Source organism: Novosphingobium ovatum, from assembly GCF_009909235.1.
GTDB classification, from domain to species: domain Bacteria; phylum Pseudomonadota; class Alphaproteobacteria; order Sphingomonadales; family Sphingomonadaceae; genus Novosphingobium; species Novosphingobium ovatum.
In genome coordinates this window covers 108643-124530 of sequence record NZ_JAAAPO010000003.1, presented here as the reverse complement: position 1 = coordinate 124530, position 15888 = coordinate 108643, and the positions used below count along the sequence as shown (strand labels likewise).

Here is a 15888-nt window from a genome sequence, read left to right as displayed (position 1 = left end):
AAATTCCGCCGCAGGTCCAAACCTATAATGTGCAAAGGTCCGATTTGGGCGGTTGATCGAAGGAATTTTCTGATACAATCGTTAAAACCTTAATAATACCGCGAGGAGAGGAGCGGGCCAGAATGTTCGGATTTTTGATGTGCCTGCTTAGCAAACATTCGCCCAACCGGCGCAAGGTCTGGGTGGGCAAGGAAGGACGGTATCTCGGCCGTTGTCACCGCTGTGGTGCCGCTATAAAGCGCTTGGATCGCGAAAACTGGGTACGTGACTGGTCCCGACTGTTTTCAAACGACCGGGAAGCGCGTAAACGCCAAAAGACCGACAACACCGACTAAACGGCTGCGGGCCGTCTGCCCGTGCCCCGCGCCTATTGCCCGGCCGCAGGCGCCACAGGCGTGGCGGCGGGCGCGGAAACAGCCGCAGGCATGGGCACGCGCCGCACCGTCAGCATCTTGACCGGGGTGGCCAGCATCTGGCCCTTCATCGCCCCTTCGCCCGCCGTGGGTGAACGGTCCTGCTCCCAGATCTTGCGCACCACATCCATGCCCTCGGCCACATGGCCAAAGGCGGCAAAACCGGCCTGCGCGTCGGGATCGGTCGCCTTGGGATCGGCGTCAAGACTGGACAATTCGGACAACAGGATAAAGAAATCCGCCGTGGCAGAACCGGGCTGATGGCGCGCCAGACTGATCGTGCCCGCCTTGTGCAGGATGCCGGTCTGGCTGGTGGGTTCGTGGGCGATGGGCGGGAACAGTTTGGCCGCGTCGCGGATGCCGCCCTGAATCAGCCCATTGGGCGGATCCCCCCACGGCAGATGCATCGAACGGAAAAACACCATCCCGTCAAACCGCCGCGCATCGACATAGCGCAGGAAATTGCCAACGCTGATCGGGGCATGCTTGCCATCCAGTTCCAGCGTGATGACACCCATGGGGGTGGTGATGGCCACGCGCGCCACATCTGGCACCGGCGCGGGCTTGGCAGCCACAGGGGCCGCCTTGCGCGCGGGGGCCGCCATCGCGGGCATCGACATCATCGCGCCCATCAGCGCGGCACTCACAGCGAATCGCATCAACATCGGCCGATCATGGACCGCGCCACACGCCCCTGCCAAGAGGCGCTTTACCCCAGCAGCCCGCGCGCGCGCAGGTCAGCCTCCAGCGCATCGGCCCCGCCGACAAAGTGGTGCGTGTGCCAGCCCAGCGCCCGCGCCGTGGCGATATTGGCGGCATTGTCGTCGATGAACAGCATGTCACCGGGCGCATGGCCAAAGCGCGCGGCAGCCAGATCAAAGATCGCGGCATGGGGTTTCACCAGCTTTTCCACGCCCGAGACGACGATGTCGCGGAAATGGTTCAACACCGGGAAAGTCGGGCGGAACAGTTCAAACGCCTCATCGCCGAAATTGGTGATGGCGTACAGCGGCACCCCGCGCGCCGCCAACGCCTCGACCAGGGCAGAGGTGCCGGGGATCGGGCCAGGCACGCTGTCCAGCCAGCGATCGGCGTACATGCGGATCAGGTCGGCATGTTCGGGATATTGGGCGCTGCGCTCGGCCACCATCTGGGCGAACGGCTTGCCCGCGTCATGTTCGAAATGCCATGCGGTGGTGACGATGTTCTGGACAAACCAGTCGCGCCGCGCCGGATCGGCAATGGCATCGCGATAGATCAGCCGCAGGTCCCAATCGACCAGCACATGGCCGATATCGAACACCACCACGCCGGGTTGCGCCCCCGCCATACCCGAAACCGTCATCACACCCGTCCATCCTGCGGCCAAGGGCCGAATCGCCTGTTACACAGTTCCCAAACGCCACCAGCCCGCCACCACCCCTATGGGCAGCAGCGGGCTGGCGAAATCAGCAAACCGTGGCGGGCCGCAAACGACCCACCCACGCTTTCATTAGCCCTGACGAGCCTTGAAGCGCTTCTGGGTCTTGTTGATCACATAGGTGCGGCCGCGGCGACGGATCACGCGGTTGTCCCGGTGACGGTCCTTCAGCGACTTGAGGCTGTTGCGAATCTTCATGACGAATCCCTTTGCCCAAACCGCTGGGCTGAAATTGAAGCGCGCCGATACGTGGCGGGGGCGGTGAAGTCAACCCTTTACGGGGTGCCGATCACCCCGCCCCTGCCGGCACGCCATTGGCTTAACCGGCGCGGATCTGCGTCAATTTGTCTTCCCACGCCAGCGCATGGGCAACGATGACATCCAGATCGGCATATTGCGGCACCCACGGCACGGTGGCCTTGATACGGGCATTGTCCGAAATCAGCGAATCGGGATCGCCCGCGCGGCGCGGGCCCATGATGCGCTCGACCTTGGTGCCGGTCACGCGGTCCACGGCGTCCAGCACCTCCAGCACGGAAAAGCCCCGGCCATAGCCCGCATTCATCGTCAGCGAGCGGTCGGGCGTTGCGATCAACGCGCCCAGCGCCAGCACATGCGCCGAGGCCAGATCCGAAACGTGGATATAGTCGCGCACACCGGTGCCATCAGGCGTGGCGTAATCGGTGCCAAACACGCTGACATTGGCGCGCTTGCCCAATGCCGCCTCGACCGCCACCTTGATCAGATGGGTCGCTCCGGCCGTCGACTGGCCGGTGCGGGCCTGCGGATCAGCGCCCGCCACGTTGAAATAGCGCAACGCGCAATAGTTGATCGGATGGGCCGCCGCGACATCGGCCAGCATGATCTCGGTCATCAGCTTGGACATGCCATAGGGGTTGATCGGCTTTTTCGGGCTGTCCTCGGCCACGGGGCTGACTTGCGGGATGCCATAGGTCGCGGCGGTGCTGCTGAACAGGAAATGCGCCACGCCGCCCTGCACCGCCGCCGCAATCAGGGCGCGGCTCTTGGCGGTGTTGTTGTGATAGTATTTCAGCGGGTTCTCGACCGATTCAGGGACGATGATGCTGCCGGCAAAATGCATGATCGCCTTGACGCCCTGCTCGGCGATGATGCGGGCGACCAGTTCGGCGTCCTCGATATCGCCTTCGTAAAAAGGCACATCATCAGGCACGGCAAAGCGGAAACCGGTGGTCAGATTGTCGATCACCGCCACCGGCCAACCGGCGTCCTTGAGGGCGAGAACGGCGTGGCTGCCAATATATCCGGCGCCACCCGTGACGAGCACTGAGCATTTCTGGGTCATGGCCGGGACATATCACGGCTTTCTGGCGATTCTATGAAAAATTGCGCGGATGCAGCATTGCGCGCTAGAGGACACAGGCGATGGGGGACTTGCATCGCCGGGCTTGCGGGCGCACTCCACCATGCATGAAACTGACACGGGAATCGCAAGTTGGCCGCCGGGCCGTTTGGGCTGGCATGGTGATGGGATTGCTGGCGCTGGGCGGCTGCATGGTCCCCACCCCGCCGGTCGAGGTATCGCGCTTTCACGCGGCCGAAGCGGGCGTGCTGGGCCGTGGCGCAATCACCGTTGTGGCAGCGCCCGCAGGCACCAGCCTGCCGGCCCCGGCCCCGCTGAGCGATGCCGAGCGCGCCAGTTGGCACGATGCCGTCCGGCGCGAACTGGCGCGGCTGGGCTATGACGCGCAATTGGGCGATCCGGCGCTGGACGCGCCACGCCCCTCATCGGGCCAGATCGCGCAGGTGCGGGTGATCCGCCAAACCATCGGCGACAATCGCACCAATCCACGCGTGACGGTGGGGGGCAATGCCTCGGTCGGGTCGTATGGGTCCAGCACGGGCATGGGCGTGGCGATCCGGCTGGGCGGGCCGCCATCAGGCGCGCAGGTGGCCACCGATCTGGCGGTGGTGATCCGCGATGCCGCATCGGGCCGCGTGCTGTGGGAGGGCCGCGCCAGTCTGACGCTGGCCGCCTCGGCCCCCATGGCGCAGACCGCGATGGCCGCCCCGCGACTGGCGGGTGCGCTGTTTGGCGGCTTTCCCGGCATATCGGGCCAGACCGTCCGCGTTCCCTGATCCATTTTTCATAGGCTCGACATGCAAGACATCCAGATCCATTCCGCCTTTGATGCGGGCAATATCACCGTCCTGTCGGTCGATGGGGCCAGCGCCCGTCTGGCGATCCGCCCCGATCACGACAGCGCGTTCTACCAATGGTTCCATTTTCGCGTGTCGGGCGCGGGTGGGCGGACGCTCACGCTCAAGATCACCGGGCTGAATGGATCTGCCTATCCGGGGGGATGGACCAACTACCGCGCCGCTGTCTCGCATGACCGTGATTACTGGGGGCGGGCCGACACCACATGGGATGCCGGTGAGGACAACGGCACGCTGACCATCACCCACACGCCCGATGGTGACTTTGCCTGGGTGGCCTATTTCGCGCCCTATTCCATGGAGCGGCACCACGATCTGATCGGCCAGACCGCCGCCCTGCCGGGCGTCACCTATCGCTGTTTGGGCACAACACTGGATGGGCAGCCGATCGATTGCCTGACGCTGGGCGATGGCACCTATCAGGTGTGGCTGCAGGCCCGCCAGCATCCGGGCGAGACCATGGCGCAATGGTGGATGGAGGGCGCCATCGACGCGCTGACCGATCCGGCCAACCCGCATGGGCGCCATTTGCGCCAACATTGCCGGTTCCACATCGTCCCCAACGCCAATCCCGATGGATCGGCGCGCGGCCATCTGCGCACCAATGCGGCGGGGGTAAACCTGAACCGCGAATGGCATGACCCCACGCCAGAACGCAGCCCCGAAGTTCTGGCCATCCGCAACGCCATGGATGAAACCGGCGTCGATTTCTGCATGGACGTCCACGGCGACGAGGCGATTGCCGCCGTGTTCATGGCCGGCTTCGACGGCATCCCCGACCTGCGCGCGGGGCAAGCCGAGGGCTATGCCGATTACATCGAAACCTTGCGCCGCCGCACGCCCGATTTCCAGACCGAGCTGGGCTATCCGGTGGCGGGGCCGGGCAAGGCAAACCTGACCATGGCCACCAACCAGATCGCCCAACGCTATGGCGCGGTGGCGATGACGCTGGAAATGCCGTTCAAGGACCACGATCCCCTGCCCTGCCCCGATCAGGGGTGGAGCGCGGAACGGTCCGCGCAACTGGGTCGCGACTGCATGGCGGCGCTGTGCGAATGGCTGCGCGCGCGGGGCTGAGCTTTCAGCCCTGCTCCGGCTCGGCGTCGGCGGCCTGCCACAGGGCCGTCAGCACCGGCAGGGCATGTTCGCGCAAGGCTTCTGGCAGGCGGGCGATCAGGGCTGTTTCATAGGCGTCGATGTCGCGGCGCAGGGCGGCTGCCTGCCCCTCGCCATCCTCGGACAGGTACAGCCCCTGTGACCGCCCATCGGCGCGGCGACGGTCCAGCAGCCCCTTGGCCTCCAGCCGGGCGACGATCGGCACCATGTTGGCGCGCTGGATATCCAGCATCCGCCCCGCCTCGCTTTGCGTAATACCGGGGCGGTCGCGCACGATCAGCAACAGGCTGACATCGGCATGGCGCAGGCCATAGGGCGCAAGGCGGCGGTTCAGCCCCGCCAGCGCCGCCGAAGACGCGCGCCGCAGGACATAACCGGGAAGACTGGCCAAAGGATCACTCATGGCCAAAACCCTGCGGTGTCAGGCCGCCAAGCGCAAGAGCGCATCGGCGCTTTTCGCAAGATGGGACGCAAAATTTGCACATTTGTGTCAGGGGCAAGGCGTGTTTACGGTTGGCCGGGGTCGCGGTTACTGCTATGCCACATAGCAATGCACCGGCCCGCGAGCCACGCGCCGAGCCGCAAACCATCCTGCGCCATCAAGGGAGAGCGCGCCCATGGAAGTCACCCCGGTCGCCATCGATTCGGTCATCGCCCGCCATTTGACGCTCAGCCCCGGCTGGGACCAGGTACGCGCCGCCAGCGACACCTTTGCCCAAGCCACCGATGACATGGTGGCCGAAGTGTTGAATTCCGCCGGGCGCTTTGGGGCGGAACATCTGGCCCCGCTGAACGCGGCGGCCGATGTTGCCGGTTGCCGTCTTGTTGATGGCCGCGTGCTGACGGTGGCGGAGCACAAATCCGCATGGGAAGCCTTCCGCGAACAGGGCTGGCTAATGCTGGACGCCTCGCCCGAGATTGGCGGCATGGGCCTGCCGACCGCGCTGGCCAATGCGGTGCAGGAGATGATGGACCGGCACTGCCCGGCCTTTGGCATGATGCCCGTCCCCAGCCGCGCCGGCACCCGCCTGCTGCACGCCTTTGGCGACGAGGCGACCAAGGCGGCATGGCTGCCCAGCCTGATCGAGGGCACGACCGGCGCCACCATCTGCATTTCCGAGCCCGACGCGGGATCGGATGTGCGCCGCCTGCGCACGCGGGGGACCCGCAACGCTGATGGCACCTGGTCGATCACCGGCGAAAAGTGCTGGATCAGCTTTGGCGATCAGGACGTGACGCCGCGCATCGCCCATTTCCTGCTGGCCAAAACCGCGCCCGAAGGGCAGGCGCCCAGCCCCAAGGACCCGATCAGCCTGTTCCTGGTCCCCTCCGAAATCGACGGCACACGCCAACCCATCGTCGTGCGCCGCATCGAGGAAAAGCTGGGCCTGCACGCCTCGCCCACCTGCGTCATGGGGTTCGAGGGCGCGACCGGCTATCTGCTGGGCGAGGTCGGGCGCGGCCTGCCGCAACTGTTTGTGATGATCACCAACATGCGTCTGGCCACCGGCGTGATGGGGCTGGCGATCGGGTCGAAATGCGCCGACATCGCCCACGCCTATGCCGCCGATCGCCGTCAGGGCGGCAATGGCCCGCAGCCTGTGGCAATCAATGACCACGCCGATGTGCAATTGCAGGTGCTGTCCATGGCGGCGCGGGTGGAAACGCTGCGCGGCATGGTGTTTGCCACGGCCAACGCCGCCGACATCGCCCGCACCACCACGGACGCGGACGAAAAGGCGCGCTGTGACGCGCTGGCGGGCTGGCTGTTGCCGATCATCAAGACGCTGGGCGGCGAGGTCGGCTTTGGCGTGGCATCGGACGCGATTCAGGTGTTGGGCGGAGCCGGTTACACCCGCGAATGGCCGGTGGAGCAGGGGTTGCGCGATGCGCGCGTGCTGACCGTGTTCGAAGGCACCACCGGCATGCAGGCACAGGACCTGACGCTGCGCCGGTTGCGCGCGCCGGGCGCAGCCGGGCTGGAGGTATTCCTGCGCCATGCCCGCGCCGACGCCGAAGCGCTGGGCGTGGCGGGCGCATGGGCGCAGGCCGATGCGCTGGCTCAGGCGCTGGACACGTTTGAAACCACCGCCCGCCAATTGGCCGCCGCCGATCAGGATCAGCGCGACATCGAAAGCGGGGCGACCGCCTTCCTCAATCTGGCGGGCATTGTGGCGTCTGGCTGGATCGCGGCGCGCCTGATGGCGGCGGGACAGGCGGCCGACGCCGATCCCATCGCGCGGCGTCTGGCGGCGGCGGGGCGTTTTGCCCTGAGCGATATCGCCCCGCGCGCCACGCTGGCCGCGCATCAGGCACTGGCCGGGGCGGACCGCATCACCGGGTTTGACACCCTGTGCGCCGGGTAGCGGGTTAATCGGCGCGGGGGCGCACGTCCCCCGCCGCCCTCACTCGTGCAGACGGGTCAACAGCTCGATCAGCAGCTGCACCTCACGCGCGGTATAGCGTGACTTCAGCCACTCCTCATGCGCGCGGATCGCCTCCTTGGCGGTGGCCAGCATGGCGCGGCCATCATCGGTCAGGTTCAGGCTTTGCTTGCGGCCATCGGTTTCCGATTTGCCCCGCTCCAGCAGGCTGCGCGCCTCCAGCCGGTTGATGATCGCCATGGTGGTGGCCCGGTCCATCCGCATTCGCTGCGCCAGCCCGGTCTGGGCAATGCCGGGGTGATCGCCCACCAGCCACAGCACCGACACCTGTTTCTGCGTCAGGCCCAGATCGACGAATGTCTCGGTAAAGTGGCGGTACACCGCCCCATGCGCCAGACGCAGGTGGAACCCGACGATATCGCGGATCTCGCCAATGTCGCCCGCATCCTCGCCCGGAGGCGTGGTGATCGTCAGACTTTCCTTCGCCCGTGCCATTGCCGTGCTGTGCCCTGCCTATGCTTTTGCGGCGCTGTCATGCGGTGAAATCCCCTGTCACCGCTGCCGTGTGGCCCCTTCCATGAAGAAGGGGGCCTGCCCGCGCAAGCCCCCTGCCCCCATTATCGCGCCCACTGCGGGGCGGTTTTGGCGGTTTGGCGCCCCATCACACCGCCAAAGCGGCAGCGATCGCCTGTTGGTAGGTGGCGGTGGGCCGCCCGATCAGCGCCGACAACGCGCCGCTGTCATCAAACAGCGCGCCCGTGCTGGTCTGGAACGAGCTGTCGGCCACCATTGCGGCGATGAAGCCGGGCAGGCCCACGCCTTCGAGCTGGGCCTGATAGTCCGCCTGCGTCATGTTGACATAGGCGACCGGCTTGCCCGATTGCGCGGCGACCTCTGCGGCGAAATCACCCATGGTAAAGGCGCTGTCGCCCGCCAGCTCATGCACGCCGGTGATCCCATCGGCCAGCACGGCGGCAGCCGCCGCGCCCAGATCGGCGCGGGTGGCAGCGGCAATCCGGCCATCACCCGCCGCCCCCGAAATCACCCCGAATTGCAGCGCGGGCGCCAGCGATCCGGTGTAATTTTCCATGTACCACGTATTGCGCAACAAGGCATGGGGGATGCCGCTGGCGACAATCAGCGCCTCGGTGTCGCGGTGTTCCTGCGCCAGCCCGATCGGGCTCTCATCGGCGTGCAGGATGCTGGTATAGGCGATAAAGGACACGCCCGCCGCCTTGGCCGCGTCGATCACCGCGCCATGCTGCGCCACGCGCGCGCCCACCGCATTGCCCGAAATCAGCAACAGGTTGTCCACCCCGGCCAGCGCGGCGGTCAGCGTTGCGGGCGCATCATAATCGGCCAGCCGCACCGCCACGCCCTGCTCGGCATAGTCGACCAGCTTGGCCGGGTCGCGGGCCAGCGCCACGACATCGGTCGGGTCCACACGGGTCAACAGATCATCCAGCGCCTTGCGGCCCAATTGGCCGGTCGCCCCGGCAATGGCATAAACGGTCATGGCGTCCCTCACTTAACCTTGGGGGTATATTGCGCCGGGTCCAGCTTGAACCAGCGCTCGGCGTTCGACTGGAAGAACTTTTTCTTCAGCGCGGGGGTCATGTCCATGTTGTCCATGGCCTGCACCTCATAGGCCTCATACTCATAGGGATAGTCCATGGCGTACATCACCCGGTCCTCACCCACGACCTGCTGACAGAACTTGATCGCCGGTTCCCACGCCACGCCGCTGTTGGTCACCAGCACGTTGGAGCGCATATATTCGGCGATGGTCTTTTTCAGCGGCTTCAGGCGTTCATACCGCTTGGACCGCACGCCCGCCTGATGCATGTAATCCAGACGGTACAGCCAGTACGGCAATGCCTCACCCATATGGCCGACCATGATCTGCAAGGTGGGATAGCGGTCAAAGATGCCGGTGGTGATCAGGCGCAGCAGGTGCATCCCCGTCTCCACGCCAAAGCCAAAGATCGCGCCATCCAGTCCCGCCTCGACCAGCGGGGCGATCATGCTGTCGGGCAGGGTCGAGGGATGGATGTAGAGCGGCTGATCCACCTCGACCAGCGCGCGGATGATCGGATCGAACTGCGGCTCGTCCAGATAATGGCCCTGCGTGTGGCTGTTGATCTGACACCCCTTGAAGCCCAACTCCTTGGCGCCACGGATGATTTCGCGCGCCGACCATTCCGGGTCCTGCGGAGCAACGGCGGTCATGCCGACAAAGCGGGTGGGATGGGCATGGCACCGCTCGGCCAGATAGTCATTGGCGCGCTGCGCCACGCCGCGCGCCTCGGCCACGTCCAGCATCGGCTGTACGCCGGGGCTGGTCAGCGCCAGAATGCCGACATCAATGCCGGTGCGGTCCATGTCGGCAATGCGCCGTTCGCCCAGATCCAGCAGGCGGTCCATGATCGTCATGGCGCGCTCGCTGGGGGATTTGGCGTAAAAGCCCCACAGCGACACCATGCCCTTGTCGGCGGTGCCGTCCTTGATCATGCGCAGATAGATGTCCACCTGCTCGCGCGTGGCAAAGGCTTCCTCGGTGGCGATGCGCAGATAGCCCCGGTCGCCACCGGTGTTCAACGGATGGTCTGTCATAGTCTTGCGTCCCTCTCCTGCGGCGCTGGCGACCGGCGCGGCCATGCCCGGCGCGCCCAAGGCCATCAGCCCCGCGCCCAGCCCGGCATTCACCTGCCGCCGATCCCAACCCTTATCCTTCATGCACAGCCTTGGTCACCAGACAGGCATGCAGCCCCTCTGGTCCGTCTTCGGCCCCGTGGCCCGACCACTTTACCCCGCCAAAGGGCGAATCCGCCCCGCCAATGGCGACCGTGTTGATGCCCACCATCCCGGCCTCCAGTTCGCGGGCCAGCCGCTTTTGCCGGGCGGCGTCCTGCGTCCAGGCATAGGCCGCCAAACCATAGGGCAACCGATTCGCCTCGGCGATCATCGCGGCCTCATCGGCGTAACTGTTGATCAGGGCGATGGGGCCAAACGGCTCCTCGTTCATGATGCGCGATGCGGTGGGGATATTCGACAACACGCTGGGCGCATAGAAAAAGCCCTGATTGCCGATCCGGCTCCCCCCCAGATCCAGCGAGGCGCCATCGGCCACCGCCTCGTGGATCAGGGCGTCGATGGCATCGGGGCGGCGCGGATTGGCCATCGGGCCGACCTGCGAGGCCGGGTCCATGCCATCCCCCACCCGCAGCGCGGCGGCGCGGGCGACGAAACCGGCGCGGAAGCGTTCGAACACGCTACCCTCGACAATAAAGCGCGTGGGGCTGACGCAGACCTGCCCGGTGTTGCGGTATTTGTGCGGCACCGCCACATCCAGCACCCGCTCGATATCGGCATCGGCAAAGACCAGCACCGGCCCATGCCCGCCCAGTTCCATCGTCGTGCGAATGCAGTTTTCCGCCGCCAGTTTGGCCAGATGCTTGCCCACCACGGTCGATCCGGTGAAGGACAGCTTGCGGATCACCGGGCTGGCCAGCAGGTGGCGCGACACCTCGTCCGGCACGCCAAAGACGATCTGCGCCACCTGCGGCGGCAGGCCAGCGTCCAGCAGGGCCTGCAACACCGCCAGCGCCGAGGCGGGCGCTTCCTCGGCCGGCTTCATGATAACGCTGCACCCGGCGGCCACCGGCGCGCCCAGCTTGCGCCCCGGATTGCCGATCGGGAAATTCCACGGCGCAAAGGCCGCCACCGGCCCCACCGGCTCATAGGTGACGGTCGAACGCATGCCTTCGGGGCGGACCAGCGTGCGGCCATAGAGGCGAGTCACCTCGCCCGCGTAAAAGCTGAAAAGGCCCGCCGCCATCATCACCTCGATCTTGGCCTCGGGCAGGGTCTTGCCCTCCTCCAGCACGGCATTGCGGGCGATCTCGTCTTGACGCTGCACCAGCAATGCGGCCGCCCCCGACAGCACGGCGGCGCGTTGCTGCGCGCTGGACTTGCGCCAGATGGCAAAGCCTTCGGCCGCCACGGCCAGCGCGCGGTCCAGATCAGCCGCATCAGCCAGCGGCAACTGGCCGATCACCGCGCCCGTGGCCGGGTTCAGCACGGCATGGGTGCGGCGCTGGCCAGTGGCCACACGTTCACCATTGATGACCATGTACAGATCGGGATAGCTCATCATACATCCTTGATATGCAAAACAGGTATTCGCGCCCAGCTTACCCCTTGGCGTCGGCTTCCAGCATGTCCAGCGCCGCGCCATAGGGTTTGACCGCGCGGCTCATGGTGAACACGGCCAGCGGCGAGAGGATCGCGGCCAACAGCGCCAGGGAATAGGCGACATTGTGGGTCAGCCCATCGGTCAGGATGCCCGTCATGAACGGCCCCACCGCGCCAACAGCCGTGAACATCATCAGATACAGCCCCGTCACCTGACCGCGCATCTGGTTGGGGGTGATTTCCTGAATGATCAGGTTTTGCGGCACGGCACCCATGATGCCCATCATGCCCACCACGGTGGTACAGGCCAGCGTCAGCCAAGGCGAAGGCATCAGCGGGGCGGCAATCCCCAGCGGGCAGGCGATCAGCATGCAGATCACCACCGTGCGGATATTGGCATCGCGATAGCGCCTGGCCAGCGCCTTGATCAGGAACGGCCCGGCAAACAGCCCCAGCAATTGCCCGGCCAGACCGAACATCGGCACCGTCCGGGCGATCATCACCTCGTCCCAGCCAAAGGTGCGCTTGTAAAACGGGATCATCCATGCCGGCATCGCCATGGCATAGGCCGTCGACAGACCCAGCGCGATGAACAACGGCCCATAGACCGCGCGGCGGCGCCACATCTCGTCCAGCACCTGGCGCACGGGCATCGGCTTGCCAGCGACCACCCCGCCCCGGCGCGGCGGCTCCTTCATCAACAGCAACAGGGCAAAGGCCAGAATGCCCGGCAACGCCAGCATCATCAGCACATATTTCCAGCTGTGGAAGGTGAACGAGCCCAAGCTCGTCTGCGGCAGCGTCAAGGCATAGGCCAGCATCCAGCCGGCAATCACCAGCCCGATCGTATGCCCGCCGATATAGCCCAGTTGCAGAATGGCAAAAGGCCAGCGCCGTTTGGCCGGGGGGAAGTAATCGGCCAGCATCGAATAGGCACCGGGCGCATGCGCACCGCCGCCCGCCCCCACCAGCATGCGGGTAAAGGCCAGAGCCATGAACGTCATGGCAAAACCACCCGCCGCATTCAGGAACGCGATCAACAGCGCGCCAACCGCCAGCACATATTTGCGCGGATAGACGTCCGACATGCGCGAAAGCGGCAGCATCACCACCATGTAGAACACCACATTCACCGGCCCCTGCAACAGGCCGATGGCGCTGTCCGACAGCCCATACTCGGCCTTGATCAGTTCGATCAGCAGGCCGAACGCGGACGAATCGAAAAAGTTGAGGAAGGTGGCAAAGATGATGACCGCCAACGCGTACCACGCCGCGCCCGCACTGGGCCACGGCTGGTCGGGGGTGGCAATGTTCAGGTGGTGCTTTGCGGCCTCGTCCGCCGGGATTTCATGGGCGAGTTCCGCCACCATGTCCGGACTGTCGCCCGGGATTGCCGTCGCCATCGCATCTCTCCACAAATCCCCTTTGCGGGGCTTTCCTGATCGCCCCTTTACAGGGCCAACTTTGTATGTGTTAGATACAATAGCTTTTGCAGCGGCTTGTCCAGCCCCAATCGCCTGTCCCGCGCACAAAAGGCGCGAGCACAAGCAGCCGGGCCACAGCCGCCGCGCGATAGAACAGGAGAGGACGCATGATCGATTTTGCCGGCCGCACGGCCTTTGTCACCGGCGGCGCCAATGGTGTGGGACTGGGCATCGCGCGCGCCCTGCTGGCACAGGGGTGCAAGGTGGCGATTGCCGATATCCGTCAGGAGTCCATCGATACCGCGCTCAAGGCGCTGGACAATCAGATGGTGATGGGCGTGCAGGTGGATGTCTCCAGCCGCGAAGGCATGGCAGCGGCCGCCGATGCGGTCGAGGCGCAATTCGGCCCGGTGACGCTGTTGTTCAACAACGCGGGCATCAACCTGTTCCAATCGATCGAGGACAGCAGCTGGTCCGACTGGGACTGGGTGATGGGCGTCAACCTGCAGGGCCCGATCAATGGCGTGATGACCTTTGTCCCGCGCATGATCGCCCATGGTCAGGGCGGCTATATCGTCAATACGGCCAGCATGGCGGGCTGGTTGGCGGCCGGATCGCCGGGGATCTACAACACCACCAAATTCGCGGTGCGCGGCATGTCGGAATCGCTGCGCTACAGCCTTGCCAAACATGGGATCGGCGTGTCGATCCTGTGCCCCGGCCTGGTCAAAAGCTATATCTATGCCAGCGACGATGTGCGCCCCGCCAGCCTGATGGACGGCGCAAAGCCTGTGGACCACGAGAACATCCAGCGCCTGGCCGGGGCACACCAATCGGGCATGGAACCTGACGTCATTGCGCAGCGCGTGCTGGACGGGATGCGCGAGAACCGCTGCTATATCTTCAGCCACCCCGAATTCCGCGACGAAATCGCCGAATTGTTTGACGAATATATGGCAGATTTCCGCGAATACCCGGCCGATCCGGGGTTTGATGCGCGGCTTGGCTTTGAGAAGTTCCGCCGCGACCGCTATAGGGAAGCCCGCGCGGCGGCCCGTTCGGCCACCTGACCCGCGCCCATAGCACAAGGAGGGGCCTTATGCGCGTCGCAGCGCTGGATCATGTCAATGTCATCACCGCCGATCTGGACGGCACGTCACGCTTTTACGCCGATGTGTTTGGATTGGAACGCCGCGACGCGCCCCCGCCGCTGACCCCGCAAAACGCGCAATGGATGTATGACGATGCCGGGCGCGCCATCATCCATGTCAACCACACCGATTGCCCGCGCACCTATGACCGCGCCGTCAGCACCGGCCCGACCGGGGCGATTCACCATGTCGCCCTCTCGTGCGAGGGCCATGACGAGATGCTGGCGCGACTCGACAGGCTGGGTCTGGACTATCAGCGCAACGCCGTGACCGCGATTGGCCTGCGCCAGATCTTCACGCTGGACCCCAATGGCGTATTGTTCGAGATCAACTTTTGGGGTGATTGATCCCCTTGTGCGAAATCGGGCGCGAACGGGGTGGTTTCCCCCATGCTTTCGTCGTGATTCCTTCCCTTTGGGACGCCCCCACCAAAGTCGCGTTGCACTCCAGCCACTTTGGCATACACTGTATGCCAAGGTCGGGCGGCACCGAATTGGCATTGCATTTCATCGCACATGCCACGGTGTCAGCATCGGTCCTGCAAATGGGAGAGGTTGGATCATGAACCGTGAAACAATCGATTATGCCAGACGCATGATGCATGTCTTTCAGGTGCTCAACCGGCAATTGGGCAGCACCATCGCGGGCTCGCGGACTTGGGACGTACTGCTGTTTCTCAAATCCGAAGTGTGCGGCCAGACCGCCCAGTGCATCAGCCAGTCCTTGGGCTATCCCCTGATCACAACGGCCCGCTGGCTGAACGTGCTGCACGAGGAAGGCGTGGTGAGCGCCAGCATCAACGCGCATGGCCAGCAGCAATTCCACCTGACACCCAAGGCGCATCAGGCACTGGACCGCGCATTACATACCCTGTGCGAGGCCCCGCTGGCCGCCTAGCCGCAAAGCGCGCCGTGCCTATGCGGCGCAACCCAGCAGAATGGCCAGCGTCGCCTCTGGCTGATCATTCATCACATAATGGCTGGTGGCGACCTCGTGGTATTCCCAGGCGGGGTCGTGGCGCGCAACATCGGCAAACTTGCCAAAGGGCGAAGGCGACCAGCCCGTTGCCCAGACATAGACGCGGCGGCCGACCCTGGCCTCCTCGCCGGTGAAGCGCACAGCTTCGGTCAGCGTCAACAGCGGATGGCGCGGACGCCCCGGATCGGTCCCCATGATCGGCGCGACCAGACCGGGCGTGAATTTTTGCGAATCGATGTAATGGGCATGCTCAAACGGGCCGGTGATGTCCCACAGCGATTGCCCATCCCCCGGCAGGAACGCATCCAGATAGACCAGCGCGTCAATCTGCCCACCCAGCCGCGTCGCCACCATGGTGATCACCATCCCGCCATAGGAATGCCCCACCAGCACAAAGCGGTCGAACCCGGCCGCCTCCACCGCGGCGCAGACATCGTCGGCATGGTCGCTCAACGTGATGCCACCATGCAGTTCCCCCTTGCGACTGCCCAGCCCCGCCAGATGCACCACCGCCACGCCATGGCCCGCCGCGCGCAGGTCGCCCGCCAGCTGTTCATACCGCCGCGCGCTGTCCCAAGCCCCATGCACCAGAACGTAGTCAGCCATGCT

18 protein-coding genes are annotated in these 15888 nt (G+C 65.2%); 7 read left to right on the top strand and 11 right to left on the bottom strand.

Annotated features, from left to right (window positions below; genetic code table 11):
• The first annotated feature begins 122 nt into the window (after positions 1-122).
• Complete coding sequence (locus tag GTZ99_RS08180; protein ID WP_161717822.1) at positions 123-335, top strand: hypothetical protein; 213 nt, start codon at positions 123-125, stop codon at positions 333-335.
• A 32-nt stretch (positions 336-367) separates the two neighbouring features.
• On the opposite strand, the gene GTZ99_RS08175 is transcribed toward GTZ99_RS08180, so the two are convergent.
• The 4 genes from GTZ99_RS08175 to galE form a co-directional block, all read right to left on the bottom strand.
• On the bottom strand, positions 368-1078 hold the full coding sequence (locus GTZ99_RS08175) for a peptidylprolyl isomerase (RefSeq protein ID WP_320076656.1): 711 nt from the start codon (positions 1076-1078) through the stop codon (positions 368-370).
• A gap of 44 nt (positions 1079-1122) precedes the next feature.
• Complete coding sequence (locus tag GTZ99_RS08170) at positions 1123-1758, bottom strand: HAD family hydrolase (protein WP_227711195.1); 636 nt, start codon at positions 1756-1758, stop codon at positions 1123-1125.
• A gap of 147 nt (positions 1759-1905) precedes the next feature.
• Positions 1906-2031: a type B 50S ribosomal protein L36 gene (ykgO, locus tag GTZ99_RS08165; protein ID WP_054122357.1), complete on the bottom strand. Its 126-nt coding sequence runs from the start codon at positions 2029-2031 to the stop codon at positions 1906-1908.
• Positions 2032-2152: 121 nt separating this feature from the next.
• The gene (galE, locus tag GTZ99_RS08160) at positions 2153-3157 is read right to left on the bottom strand and encodes a UDP-glucose 4-epimerase GalE (RefSeq protein ID WP_161717821.1); all 1005 of its coding nucleotides are present in this window, start codon (positions 3155-3157) and stop codon (positions 2153-2155) included.
• Between the two features lie 125 nt (positions 3158-3282).
• Here galE and GTZ99_RS08155 point away from each other — a divergent pair, with 125 nt between their 5' ends.
• Complete coding sequence (locus GTZ99_RS08155) at positions 3283-3951, top strand: DUF4136 domain-containing protein (RefSeq protein ID WP_161717820.1); 669 nt, start codon at positions 3283-3285, stop codon at positions 3949-3951.
• A 21-nt stretch (positions 3952-3972) separates the two neighbouring features.
• Positions 3973-5109 (top strand): M14 family metallopeptidase, encoded by a 1137-nt coding sequence (locus GTZ99_RS08150; protein ID WP_161717819.1) that lies wholly within the window; start codon positions 3973-3975, stop codon positions 5107-5109.
• A gap of 4 nt (positions 5110-5113) precedes the next feature.
• Here GTZ99_RS08150 and GTZ99_RS08145 read toward each other — a convergent pair whose 3' ends face one another.
• Complete coding sequence (locus GTZ99_RS08145; protein WP_161717818.1) at positions 5114-5551, bottom strand: MarR family winged helix-turn-helix transcriptional regulator; 438 nt, start codon at positions 5549-5551, stop codon at positions 5114-5116.
• 214 nt (positions 5552-5765) lie between these two features.
• On the opposite strand from GTZ99_RS08145, the gene GTZ99_RS08140 reads away from it, so the two are divergent.
• Positions 5766-7514 (top strand): acyl-CoA dehydrogenase family protein, encoded by a 1749-nt coding sequence (locus tag GTZ99_RS08140; protein WP_161717817.1) that lies wholly within the window; start codon positions 5766-5768, stop codon positions 7512-7514.
• 39 nt (positions 7515-7553) lie between these two features.
• On the opposite strand, the gene GTZ99_RS08135 is transcribed toward GTZ99_RS08140, so the two are convergent.
• The 5 genes from GTZ99_RS08135 to GTZ99_RS08115 all read right to left on the bottom strand — a co-directional run bounded on the left by GTZ99_RS08135 (position 7554) and on the right by GTZ99_RS08115 (position 13129).
• Positions 7554-8027 carry a MarR family winged helix-turn-helix transcriptional regulator gene (locus GTZ99_RS08135; protein ID WP_161717816.1) on the bottom strand — a complete coding sequence of 158 codons (474 nt, stop codon included), beginning with the start codon at positions 8025-8027 and terminating at the stop codon, positions 7554-7556.
• A 166-nt stretch (positions 8028-8193) separates the two neighbouring features.
• Positions 8194-9048, bottom strand: coding sequence for an NAD(P)H-binding protein (locus tag GTZ99_RS08130; protein WP_161717815.1), 855 nt, complete (start codon positions 9046-9048; stop codon positions 8194-8196).
• Positions 9049-9056: 8 nt separating this feature from the next.
• Positions 9057-10268, bottom strand: a complete 1212-nt coding sequence (locus GTZ99_RS08125; RefSeq protein ID WP_227711194.1) for an amidohydrolase family protein — start codon at positions 10266-10268, stop codon at positions 9057-9059.
• Positions 10258-11688, bottom strand: coding sequence for an NAD-dependent succinate-semialdehyde dehydrogenase (locus GTZ99_RS08120; protein WP_201742438.1), 1431 nt, complete (start codon positions 11686-11688; stop codon positions 10258-10260). The genes GTZ99_RS08125 and GTZ99_RS08120 overlap by 11 nt, the downstream gene beginning before the upstream one ends.
• A 37-nt stretch (positions 11689-11725) precedes the next feature.
• The gene (locus GTZ99_RS08115) at positions 11726-13129 is read right to left on the bottom strand and encodes an MFS transporter (protein WP_161717813.1); all 1404 of its coding nucleotides are present in this window, start codon (positions 13127-13129) and stop codon (positions 11726-11728) included.
• 188 nt (positions 13130-13317) lie between these two features.
• On the opposite strand from GTZ99_RS08115, the gene GTZ99_RS08110 reads away from it, so the two are divergent.
• The 3 genes from GTZ99_RS08110 to GTZ99_RS08100 all read left to right on the top strand — a co-directional run bounded on the left by GTZ99_RS08110 (position 13318) and on the right by GTZ99_RS08100 (position 15198).
• Complete coding sequence (locus GTZ99_RS08110; protein WP_161717812.1) at positions 13318-14220, top strand: SDR family NAD(P)-dependent oxidoreductase; 903 nt, start codon at positions 13318-13320, stop codon at positions 14218-14220.
• A gap of 29 nt (positions 14221-14249) precedes the next feature.
• Positions 14250-14648 (top strand): VOC family protein, encoded by a 399-nt coding sequence (locus GTZ99_RS08105; RefSeq protein ID WP_161717811.1) that lies wholly within the window; start codon positions 14250-14252, stop codon positions 14646-14648.
• Between the two features lie 214 nt (positions 14649-14862).
• Positions 14863-15198, top strand: a complete 336-nt coding sequence (locus GTZ99_RS08100; RefSeq protein WP_161717810.1) for a hypothetical protein — start codon at positions 14863-14865, stop codon at positions 15196-15198.
• Positions 15199-15216: 18 nt separating this feature from the next.
• Here the strand turns inward: GTZ99_RS08100 and GTZ99_RS08095 are convergent, their stop codons facing one another.
• Positions 15217-15885 (bottom strand): alpha/beta fold hydrolase, encoded by a 669-nt coding sequence (locus tag GTZ99_RS08095; RefSeq protein WP_161717809.1) that lies wholly within the window; start codon positions 15883-15885, stop codon positions 15217-15219.
• Positions 15886-15888 lie beyond the last annotated feature (3 nt).